This window comes from Cytobacillus firmus (genome assembly GCF_023715565.1).
Classification (GTDB): Bacteria; Bacillota; Bacilli; order Bacillales; family Cytobacillaceae; genus Cytobacillus; species Cytobacillus firmus_C.
Map to the genome: position 1 here is coordinate 1 of NZ_JAMBOJ010000097.1, position 10,742 is coordinate 10,742.

A 10,742-nucleotide genomic window follows, 5' to 3' on the forward strand; every position below is an offset into this window, starting at 1 on the left:
AGAAATGGCCTAGAAGATGACCTCGGAGAGGTCTATCATCATCTGAAAATGCTTCAAAGCCAATAAAATTCAAAAAAGAGGTCCGGAATGAGACTATTCCGAACCCCTTTTGTCTACAAACTGAAGCGCTTATAGCGCTTTTTTTTGTGAAAAAAATGGTAAAATATCTTATATGCAGGGAGGTTCTATTGTGAAAACCGTAAATGTTAATAAATCTCTTCCTATTTTGCAGCTAAGTGTATTCACCGCTGGCGTATTGCTTTTTCAATTGAAGCTTTTCGCTTTTGCTTTCATTCTTTCGTTTGGCCTTATCATTTTTTTATTGCTTCTCTCAAAGCAGGAGCGTGTTTTTTCCTGGACATTTGCCGGATATTTAACAGGCAGCCTTTTGTTTCTTTATGGTGATAAATTGCTTGATGCACTGCCCCTTCCATACTATATCTTAATGATATTGAACCGGTTTCTTCTGGTAATTCCGATCCTGATTTTGGTCTATATTTCAATAAAGTTTCTTAAAACGCCCTTCCCCTTTCTGAAAAAACCGGATTGGAACTCGATCATATTTTTCCCATTCATATGGAGCGGTTTCCATTCAATCAAAATAAAGTATTTTCTTGTGATTGCTATCCTAATTAATTTTGCTGCATTTGCTTATGCAATTTTTTCAGCAGATAACTCGTTTTCAAGGGACTTTTTAAAATTCCTGATTGGCTTCTCGATTGTAAACGGGATAATGGAAGAGCTTTTATGGAGAGGAATCATCTTATCCAGAATGGCAGAACTGTCAGGAGAAAAGGCAGCAGTTCTATTTTCGGGGGTGGCATTTGGATTTTCACATATGATGCTTGGCTACTCATTTGTTTTGTGTCTGCTGTTTGCTGTCGGCGGGATATTTTACGCGGCCTTCACAGTGAAGTCCCAAAGTATTTTTCCTTCTTTCATATGGCATATGGCCATGAACGTATTTATGATTTTAAGCGGTTTAATACTTTTCCGGGATAGTTGAGTGCTGACATGGCCATCAAAAAAGAAATGCAGCAGACATTTTATTCGCGCATAAGGAAAAACTAGCCTATAATATGACTATCACCCAAGAGGAGGAATTTCAAATGAACATACATATCGAAGATCAGGCCGCCCAATGGTATCAGGAAGAAATGCTCTTAAATAAGGGTGACTTCGTCCGCTTTTTTGCAAGATATGGAGGCTGTAGCACTGTTCAGCAGGGATTTTCATTAGGCGTCTCGAATGAACAGCCACATGACGCAGGAGTGCAGACTGAAAAAAACGGAATTACTTACTTTATCGAAGAAAAGGACTTATGGTACTTTGATAATCACGATTTATTCGTGACATTTAATGAAAAAGCACAGGAACCTGAATTCAAATATACCAATGAGTAAAAGAAGCAGACACTGCCTGCTTCTTTTTTTATTTCAGCTGTTCCAGCTGCTCCAATAGGTTCTCTTTTTCAAGAATTTCCTTTTGCCTGGCCCCAATCAAATCAAAGTGTGAGTAGCCATCAGTCCGATAGTCAATCCACTCTGGGTTCAGGCCGTGGGATTCTCCCCAATCTATCAATTTCTTCAAATCTGAACAGCCGACCTTTGTGACCGTTTTACAGCCAGGGAATCGATCATCTAACCAATAATGTGTTAAAAAAGCAATTTCCCCACGATCTATTTTTCTCTTCCATTCTTGAAGATCTTTCCTTCGAAGGCCGAATGCCATTTCTATTCTCCATCCTTTATTATCTGACAGCACCTTCTGGCTGTTTTTTTGCCTTTTCATATGCTTCATGCCAATCAGGATATTTCTTTTTAATTGAGATTGGGCGGAAATTATCCTTTTTAACGCAAACATGCTTGGACAAGCCTGTTACGGCAAGCTCTCCTGCATCATTGAATATTTCATATCCATAGCTGACACGGAAACCGTCGTACTCTTCAATCCAAGTCTTAATTGTTGCAGTTTGCCCGTAGCGCAATGGTTTTTTATAAGAAGCAAGGATATCCAGAACAGGTGAGATGATTCCATCCTTCTCCATTTCGGCATAACTGAATCCAAGATCTTTTATGATCTGTGTCCGGCCAAGCTCCATCCATACCAGGTAATTGGCGTGGTATACTACTCCCATTTGATCTGTTTCTGCATACCTTACCTCTATTTCTTTTGTTGAGATGATCATCCCTATTCCCCTTTACTTATTTTATTTAAAGCGATTTCGAAATCCGGCTTCTCCAAAATGCTGACTTGCTCAAAATCTTCAGCAAGTGCTGAAACAATTCTCATGGCCTGTGCCTGAATGGCCTCATCCGCAAGATTGGCGGCAAAGCGTCCATTCCCGTGTACTTCAATCCTTGATAAAGTGTGGCTAAGATATTCCTTTGCTTCCTCCGTGAGAGTGTATTCATATTTTCCAGCATACGAATTAATAATTTCGAGGAGCTCAGCGATTGAATAATCCTTGAAATGAAAGAACTTTTTGAATCGGGATTTTAACCCAGGGTTACTTGCCAATAGCTTCTCCATTTCATTGGGGTAACCAGCCAAAACAACGATGAGATTTTCATTATGCTTTGTCATTTCATCCACTAAAGTATCAATGACTTCTTTGCCAAAATCTCCTGATGTTTGGGAAAGAAGTGAGTATGCCTCATCGATGAAAAGGACGCCGCCTAGTGCCTCTCTTATCTTTTTCTTTGTCTTGATAGCAGTTTGGCCAACATAGCCGGCTACAAAATCAGCACGGCTCGCAACCATTAAATGTCCTCGTTTCAGGAAACCGCATTCCTTCAGCAATTCTGCATAGATCTTTGCTACAGTCGTTTTTCCTGTACCCGGATTACCGGTGAATACTGAATGGAGCTGGATTGGGACAACTGGAAGATCTTTTTCACGTCGCATCTGCTGCATTTTAACAAAAGACACTAAGTTTTGAACTTCTGTTTTAACTGATTCAAGTCCGACCAGCCGGTCAAGCTGCTCCTGTGGATTCATCAGTTTTTCTTCTTCTTCACTTTCGAAATCCTCTTTTTCCAAAAGTGTATACGACATGATGTTTTCATTATTTATTGCTTGTGAGCCTTTTTTAAAAATCGCATCCAGAACAATGTTTCTGACAGTCCTCGCATTACCGAAAGTATCATCAACCCGTTCTTTTTCAATACGTTTGCCCAGTTCCTGCTTTGCTTCTTCAGTAAGGACATAGTCATTATCAGCAGACAGCTTTTCAGCAATCTGCAAAAGCTCCATATTCGTATAATCAGGCAGTGCTATAAAGTTCGACTCCGGGAACCGGCTTCGGAGACCAGGATTACTGTCGAGAAATTGTCTCATTTCTTCTGGATAACCGGCCATGATAACCGCAAACTTTCCTCCGTACTCAGTTCCAGTCATGAGCGATACAAGGGTATCAATGGCAGTTTGTCCATAATCGCTGCCAGTCTGCCCCTCACGCTTTAAGCTGTATGCCTCATCAATGAACAGTACACCGCCGATCGCCTTTTCAACAACAGCCCTGACATTTTCTTCTGTTTGCCCGACAAATCCGCCAACCAGCTGTGACCGGTCAGCTTCGATTACTTCTTCCCGAGGCAAAACACCAAGGCTATGATAAATCTTTGCCAGCAGCCGTGCGATAGTTGTTTTTCCTGTACCTGGATTGCCGGTTAGTATCATGTTAAGACTAAGTTCATCCTTTGTCTGAAAACCCAGTGACTTGCGCTCGTTTTGATATTTTAAGAACCGATAAAAGTCATGAACTCTGCTTTTGACCGAGTTAAGGCCCACCATATCATTAAGTTCATCCAGTGGATCGGTTTGTACTCCAGATTCCTCTTCCACTGATTCAAATATCTCTTTCCAGTCATTTTTAAGTTTGTTGATGGAAATTAAGTGATTTTTCATATCTGTATAGTATGTTGAAGTATGGAAGACACCTGAAATGGATTGTTCATATTCCTCAGAAGCCTTTAAAAGAAAAGCTGTCACTTCAATAGCTTTCTCAAGTATTTCAGTCAGCTTCCGGTATTCCTCATCCTCATAGGCTTGCTGCTTTTTTTGCAGGTCTTCTAACTCGTCATCTGCTTTGTTCATAAAGCTTCGGCAAATTTCTATAAATTGCTCAGCTGTTTTCTTCTTAGCAGCTCTGTTATCGGTTTCCCGTATCGGCGGGAAAGTCAATGCTTCAAGGAGATTGCTTTTATTTTTCCATTCGGATTTTCCTAATTGGGCCGCTGCCAATGAATTGCCAGTGTCCAGCTCAACTGCTTTCTGCAGCCATGCACTGGCAAGAGTATCATCAGTATTCTTGTTTAACCGGGAGATAGCAGCCAGGGCTAATAATTCCGAAAGCAGACCTGGATTTGTCTTTTCATTTATATTCTTAATTACATTCAGCAACTCTGCTTCATTTTGTATGTATCCGTATTGATCAAGCTCATTTTTCCATTGACCAACCTTAATTTCTGATTTAACCTGTCTATTCTGCTGTGTCATCGATTATCACTTCTTCTTCTTAGTTTCCTCAACTTATCTTACCATATTTCAATAATTATCTATAAAGATGCGCTTCTTATCTCCATAGGAAAAGACCTAATCATTCGATTAGGTCTCGAAGTTGTCAATAATTATTGTTCCCGCTGCTATTGCCGTTTTGCTGTGCCTGGTATTCATCCTTGATTTCTGAACGGAAAGAGTCAAGACTTTCCCGGCGGCGTTCATTTTTAGCTTCAATTCTGGCAAGGTCTTCTGCATTAGCATACTTCATTGATTCTTCAGCTTCTTCCATGTTCTCAATCGTATGAACGATCATGGATTGAAGCTTTTCAACATTATCACTGCGATCATCAGGGTTTGGTCTGTTTTGTGCCATGGTATGTTCCTCCCTTTGTAGGTGATGGTACAAAGTTAGTTTGTGAAAGAATAAGAAAATTATTGGCGGAAAAGTGTGGGGCGCCTGCCTGATACACCAGAAATGTTCAGAAACTAAAGAACCTGCCCTATTAAAAATGGCAGGTTTTACTCTTAATTATTCGCCTTTAGTTTGTATCACTTGAGCATGCTGTCCGGATTTGTCCTGCATCTTCTTGCCCTTGTTGCCGCCAAATCCACGTGATTGTGTACCAATATGGTTCGGATTGAAATGATTAGGGTGTCTTTTTGGATTACTCATTCATATCCCTCCTCATTTAAAGTTTGTGCATTTGAAGAGGGTTTCATAATTAGCAATTAATTCTATTCAGCCTTGTTCAGACGTTTAAGCTCGAGGCGCTCTTCGATTTTCTCCATAGCATCATGATCTTTAAGCAGCTGGCGTTTATTTTCTAGTACTAATTCAGCAAAGGAGCGTTTTCTAGGCTTTCTCATTAATCTTTCACCTTCCTTTAATAACATTGTAACAATCATTATCTCCAGAAAACCTTTAAATTATTACAACTTTTCGAAAATTTAATCCGCATATACCCAGACTACGTGAAAGAAGCATATAAGGTTCGTTATTGTTGATAAAATATTCAGAAAAAATGGTTTTAATTAAATTTCCCCCTTTATTGACCGCATAAACCTATAAAAAAACATCTGCTGCTGCAAATGTTTTTCTACATTTCATCTATATACTTATTCATAATCTCCACAGACATCGCACTTAAATATTTATTCCTAATAATTCCTTCTTCATCAATAAAAAAAGTGGTTGGAATTGTTATTATTTGATAAGCGTTAGAAGCCTTTTCGTCCACATCAAGCAAAATCGGAAAGTTTACTCGCATTTCTTTCGCAAACCCTGCAACATCAGATTGAGGATCGATGTTCACCGCCAATATAGCAACATCATTTCCCTTCTGATTATAAAATTTTTGAATATCAGGCATTTCAGCTTTACATGGAGGACACCAGGTTGCCCAAAAATTCAGCATAACTTTTTTTCCTTTGTAATCTGAAAGCTTCACTGTTTCCCCCTGCAGATTTTTCAATTCGAAATCGGGGGCTTTCAAGCCTATTCCTAATCCAGTCTGATTAACGGGCTGACTTTCGACTTCAACTTTTTCAAAAGCCTGCACTGCAAAAACCGCGGTAATTAAGACTAATAATACAGAAGCTGCAAACATTTTTTTTAACATGCTGTTTTCCCTCCCGGCTTTTTAAGCCTTTTTGCTTCCCTGATTGTATTTTAACCTAGAAAAGCAAAATTAATAAGGTTCTGAACAGCCAATAAGACAGCATAAATGTGACAGATCCGTAAACAATTCCTTGAATCCATTTATTTAGCGGATAGGTGTATTTCTTGATAGCCAATCCTAAATAGAATATAGCAAAAAAAGCTCCTAATAATAGCCCCTTCCTTCCTCCTGAGAAATATAAAATTCCCATCGGACTGCTTAAAATATTTTCTGTTTGGAAAAGGATTGAACTAAACTTATAAGTAAAAAAAACAATAAGAATAGCATTCAAAATGACATTCATAAAAACTTTTTTATATTCCCCGCTGTCTCTTAAGACTTGTACAATAGTGAAATAAGAAACAATTCCTGAAAGCACGACTATTACCCATTCGTACTTCACCAGCACTGGTCCAATCAAAAAAGCATTCAATATCAGCCCTCCATATTAAAGGTACTATTAAGATACCTATGCTCGTATATTTTGTAATTAAAAACGCCGCTATGTGAGAAAACACATAGCGGCAAGTCAAAATTAGTTAGCCAATTTATCACGAAGAACCATTTGAAGGATTCCGCCATGACGGTAGTAATCGATTTCAACTTCAGAGTCGAAACGGACAAGAACTTCGAATGTAGTCTGGTTGCCGTTCTCATCTGTAGCTGTAACCTTAACAAAGTCACGTGGTCTAACATTTTCGTCAATTTGAACATCAATCGTTTCTTTTCCTGACAAGCCAAGCGTTTCTGCACTTTCGCCTTCCTTGAACTGAAGTGGAAGAACTCCCATTAGAACAAGGTTAGAACGGTGGATACGCTCATAACTTTCAGCAATAACTGTTTTAATTCCAAGCAGGTTCGTACCTTTTGCAGCCCAGTCACGGGAAGATCCCATTCCATAGTCTTTGCCGGCTAGAACTACAAGGCCAGTGCCATCTTCTTTATACTTCATGCAAGCATCATAGATAGACGTAACTTCACCAGTTGGCCAGTAAGTTGTGAATCCGCCTTCTGTGCCTGGCGCAATTTGATTGCGGATACGGATGTTTGCAAATGTACCGCGCATCATTACCTCATGGTTACCGCGTCGGGATCCATAAGAGTTAAAGTCACGTGGTTCCACACCGTTCTCGCGAAGATATTTTCCTGCTGGTGTATCTTTACCAATAGCACCTGCCGGAGAAATATGGTCAGTCGTTACAGAATCACCGAACTTGCCGACAACACGCAATCCTGCTAAAGGTTTAACTTCATCAGCATTAGGTGTTAAGCCTTCAAAGAACGGAGGGTTCTGGATATATGTTGAGTTGTCATCAAATGAATATAAAGGCTCATTGCTTGTTTGAATTTGATTCCAGCGTGCGTTGTCATCAAATACGTGCTCATATTCTTTGCGGAACAATTCAGGTGTAACAGTCTGTTTAACCACTTCATTTACTTCAGCAGTAGTTGGCCAAATGTCGTTAAAGAAGACATCGTTGCCGTTCTTGTCTTTTCCGATTGGCTCGTTTTGAAGATCGATATCGACAGTTCCTGCCAGTGCATAAGCGACTACCAATGGCGGAGAAGCCAGGTAGTTAGCTTTAACAAGCGGATGGATACGTCCTTCAAAGTTACGGTTACCTGAAAGAACAGAAGTTACAAGAAGATCGCTTTCAGCTACAGCCTTTTCGATTTCTTCTCTTAGTGGACCTGAGTTACCGATACATGTTGTACAGCCATAACCAACAAGGTTGAATCCAAGCTGTTCCATGTATGGAAGAAGTCCTGAATCACGCAGGTATCCGGTAACAACCTTAGATCCCGGAGCCAAAGAAGTTTTTACGAACTTAGGTACTTCCATTCCAAGTTCAACTGCTTTTTTAGCCACTAAACCTGCACCAACTAAAACGTAAGGGTTTGAAGTATTTGTACAGCTAGTGATTGCTGCAATGGCAACAGCACCCGTTTTCATCTTAGTTGAATCACCATTTGAGAATTCAACAGTGACTTCTTTGTCGATTTCTTTCTTATCCAAGCCAAAGCCCTGGTTGCCCTGTGGAGCAGTAATTGCGTCATTGAACTCTTTTTTCATTGCTGAAAGCGGAATTAAATCCTGCGGACGCTTAGGACCTGAAAGGTTCGCTTCAATTTCGGAAAGATTGATTTCAACTACATTTGTATATACCGGCTCAAGAGATGGATCGAAGAACATTCCATTTTCTTTGCAGTATTTTTCTACAATTTTAATTTGCTCTTCAGGACGACCAGTCAGGCGCATATAATCAAGAGCTTCCGCATCAACAGGGAAGAATCCGCAAGTCGCTCCGTATTCCGGTGCCATGTTAGCAATTGTAGCGCGGTCAGCCAATGGAAGCTGTGGAACACCAGGGCCGAAGAATTCTACAAATTTGCCAACTACACCCTGGCTGCGCAGTACTTGTGTTACTTTTAATGCAAGGTCAGTAGCAGTTGTTCCGTTAGGAAGTTCGCCAGTAAGCTTAACCCCTACAACTTCAGGAACTGGGAAATATGAAGGCTGGCCCAGCATGCCTGCTTCAGCTTCAATTCCTCCTACACCCCATCCAAGAACACCGATACCGTTGATCATTGTTGTATGAGAGTCAGTACCTACAAGAGTATCAGGGAAAGTTTCGTAATCGCCTTCTGTTGTCTCAAGCGCATGAACAACATTCGCAAGGAACTCAAGGTTTACCTGGTGGACAATGCCAGTTGCAGGCGGAACTGCACGATAATTGTCAAATGCTTTTTGTGCCCAGCTCAAGAACTGGTAACGCTCTGCATTTCGCTCGAACTCAAGCTCCATGTTGGCTTCAAGTGAATCAGGTGTTCCATACCTATCTACCTGCACTGAGTGGTCAATAACCAGATCTACTGGCTTCTCAGGATTAATTTTGTCAGGATCCCCACCCATGTCAGCCATTGCCTTACGCAATGAAGCAAGGTCAACTACTGCCGGAACTCCAGTGAAGTCCTGCAGAATTACACGTGATGGTTTGAAAGGAACATCTACTTCTTTAACTTCAGAAGTTCCCCATTTTGCCAGGTTTTCAACATGCTCTTTTGTAATTACACGGCCGTCATATTGACGAAGTACTGATTCCAATAATACCTTAATTGAATAAGGCAATTTGGAAACATTACCTACTCCAGCTTCTTCCAGAGCACCTAAATGATAGTAATGATAGCGCTTCCCGTCCAGATCAAAGGATTTGCGGGAATTGAACACATCGTTCTTTGCCAAATGTATTACCCCCTCTTTCAATAAACATCATATACCAAGTGTTAGGTAATTGTCGAAAAGTTAGAATTTTCATCCATCCTTACTTTTCTCACAATTCCTATATTAATACAACCTGCTATATAAGTAAATAACAAGAAAGTTATTGTTTTTGATAAGTTTTTCTTATCAAAATTTCTCATTTACTCGGTTAAGTCTTTTAAATGCCGTAATTGATAGTGTTTTTCAATTAGTCAATAATCCTCTACCGTGCTTAGTTATTATTCTGCAAAAACGAAAAAGGAAATCCCTTGAACTTAAAAACAACATAAATTGACAAAATTTAAGGAAAAATAGTACCAGGGAGGTGAATGACTATGGCTAAAAGAAAATCTAATCATGTTATTGAGGGTATGAACGACGCAAAAGGCCAGGGCATGGGCGCAGGGTATAACGAGGAATATGCGAATGAACCATTAACAGAAGCCCAAAGGCAAAATAATAAAAAGCGGAAGAAGAATCAATAAATAAATACCCGGCTGAACTGCAGCCGGGTAAATTTCTAATACTGGTTGACATCATCAACCATGGATCTTAAATCCTGCTGGAATCTTTCCAGCTGCGCACGCTGATGGTCAGATGCAACCTCCAGGGCATTTTCAATTTGAGAGAATGCTTCATTTACTTCCTGCTTCAGATGTTTTAGCTGATGTCCATAACTGGCCGAATCTCTTACAATTTCAGTGTAAAGCTCCTGGGCATCTTCCATTCCCTGCTGTGCAGCCTGAAATGCCTGCTGTTTATCTTTATGATATGGCATGTTTATTTCACTCCTAATAAAATTTGTACCATTAAATTGCGCAATAGTAACATAAAATATTCCGTGGAATCTCTCAGGAACAAATCTTGACATTCAGCCACATTTTGCAATGCAACTTTTCATTGGAAGAGAGACAAACTAACACATGAGAAGAAGGTGAATTTCACCTTGTCTTTTTACCCGTCAGCCATTAAGACGGTAGCGGCATATCAGCTGCCTGGATCGGAAGAAACATCCTATTAACCGAGGAGGGCTTCAATTGAACAAAAACAATGGCAAAGACATGCGAAAAAATGCACCTAAAGGACATAATAATGATGGGCAGCCAGAACCATTAAGCGGCTCTAAGAAAGTTAAAAACCGTAACCATACCAGACAAAAACATAATTCACACCACGATATGTGAATGGAAAGAGAGGCTGGGACAAAACCCTCCTCTAATTTGAAAAAGCCGGTGAAATTTTACAATGAGTAAAATTTCACCGGCTTTGTTTATTTTGGGATTAAAATAAGGACCACTTCTGATAAAATAAAGTTACCA

14 protein-coding genes are annotated in these 10,742 nt (G+C 40.0%); 4 read left to right on the top strand and 10 right to left on the bottom strand.

Annotated features, from left to right (window positions below; translation table 11 throughout):
• Positions 1-190: 190 nt before the first annotated feature.
• Together M3205_RS24130 and M3205_RS24135 are read left to right on the top strand one after the other, a co-directional pair.
• Positions 191-1,006: a CPBP family intramembrane glutamic endopeptidase gene (locus M3205_RS24130; RefSeq protein WP_251172202.1), complete on the top strand. Its 816-nt coding sequence runs from the start codon at positions 191-193 to the stop codon at positions 1,004-1,006.
• Positions 1,007-1,109: 103 nt separating this feature from the next.
• Positions 1,110-1,403 (top strand): HesB/YadR/YfhF family protein, encoded by a 294-nt coding sequence (locus M3205_RS24135; RefSeq protein WP_251172203.1) that lies wholly within the window; start codon positions 1,110-1,112, stop codon positions 1,401-1,403.
• Between the two features lie 28 nt (positions 1,404-1,431).
• On the opposite strand, the gene M3205_RS24140 is transcribed toward M3205_RS24135, so the two are convergent.
• The 9 genes from M3205_RS24140 to acnA form a co-directional block, all read right to left on the bottom strand.
• Positions 1,432-1,731, bottom strand: a complete 300-nt coding sequence (locus tag M3205_RS24140) for a hypothetical protein (RefSeq protein WP_251172211.1) — start codon at positions 1,729-1,731, stop codon at positions 1,432-1,434.
• 19 nt (positions 1,732-1,750) lie between these two features.
• Positions 1,751-2,188 (bottom strand): acyl-CoA thioesterase, encoded by a 438-nt coding sequence (locus M3205_RS24145; RefSeq protein WP_251172204.1) that lies wholly within the window; start codon positions 2,186-2,188, stop codon positions 1,751-1,753.
• A 2-nt stretch (positions 2,189-2,190) separates the two neighbouring features.
• Positions 2,191-4,500 (bottom strand): AAA family ATPase, encoded by a 2,310-nt coding sequence (locus M3205_RS24150; protein ID WP_251172205.1) that lies wholly within the window; start codon positions 4,498-4,500, stop codon positions 2,191-2,193.
• A gap of 124 nt (positions 4,501-4,624) precedes the next feature.
• On the bottom strand, positions 4,625-4,876 hold the full coding sequence (tlp, locus tag M3205_RS24155; protein WP_251172206.1) for a small acid-soluble spore protein Tlp: 252 nt from the start codon (positions 4,874-4,876) through the stop codon (positions 4,625-4,627).
• Between the two features lie 156 nt (positions 4,877-5,032).
• Positions 5,033-5,176 (bottom strand): acid-soluble spore protein N, encoded by a 144-nt coding sequence (locus tag M3205_RS24160; protein WP_035332449.1) that lies wholly within the window; start codon positions 5,174-5,176, stop codon positions 5,033-5,035.
• Between the two features lie 62 nt (positions 5,177-5,238).
• The gene (locus M3205_RS24165) at positions 5,239-5,370 is read right to left on the bottom strand and encodes an FbpB family small basic protein (protein WP_175609044.1); all 132 of its coding nucleotides are present in this window, start codon (positions 5,368-5,370) and stop codon (positions 5,239-5,241) included.
• 230 nt (positions 5,371-5,600) lie between these two features.
• A complete protein-coding gene (locus M3205_RS24170) occupies positions 5,601-6,122 on the bottom strand; it encodes a peroxiredoxin family protein (RefSeq protein WP_251172207.1) in 522 nt (173 codons plus the stop codon).
• A gap of 55 nt (positions 6,123-6,177) precedes the next feature.
• On the bottom strand, positions 6,178-6,594 hold the full coding sequence (locus tag M3205_RS24175) for a hypothetical protein (RefSeq protein ID WP_251172208.1): 417 nt from the start codon (positions 6,592-6,594) through the stop codon (positions 6,178-6,180).
• Positions 6,595-6,696: 102 nt separating this feature from the next.
• On the bottom strand, positions 6,697-9,405 hold the full coding sequence (gene acnA / locus M3205_RS24180) for an aconitate hydratase AcnA (protein ID WP_285887011.1): 2,709 nt from the start codon (positions 9,403-9,405) through the stop codon (positions 6,697-6,699).
• Between the two features lie 353 nt (positions 9,406-9,758).
• Between acnA and sspO the strand changes: the two genes are divergently transcribed.
• A complete protein-coding gene (gene sspO, locus M3205_RS24185; protein WP_251172209.1) occupies positions 9,759-9,908 on the top strand; it encodes a small acid-soluble spore protein O in 150 nt (49 codons plus the stop codon).
• A 35-nt stretch (positions 9,909-9,943) separates the two neighbouring features.
• Here sspO and M3205_RS24190 read toward each other — a convergent pair whose 3' ends face one another.
• The gene (locus M3205_RS24190) at positions 9,944-10,201 is read right to left on the bottom strand and encodes a hypothetical protein (RefSeq protein ID WP_251172210.1); all 258 of its coding nucleotides are present in this window, start codon (positions 10,199-10,201) and stop codon (positions 9,944-9,946) included.
• A 259-nt stretch (positions 10,202-10,460) separates the two neighbouring features.
• Between M3205_RS24190 and M3205_RS24195 the strand changes: the two genes are divergently transcribed.
• Positions 10,461-10,607, top strand: a complete 147-nt coding sequence (locus M3205_RS24195) for a small acid-soluble spore protein P (RefSeq protein ID WP_009334725.1) — start codon at positions 10,461-10,463, stop codon at positions 10,605-10,607.
• Positions 10,608-10,742: the final 135 nt, after the last annotated feature.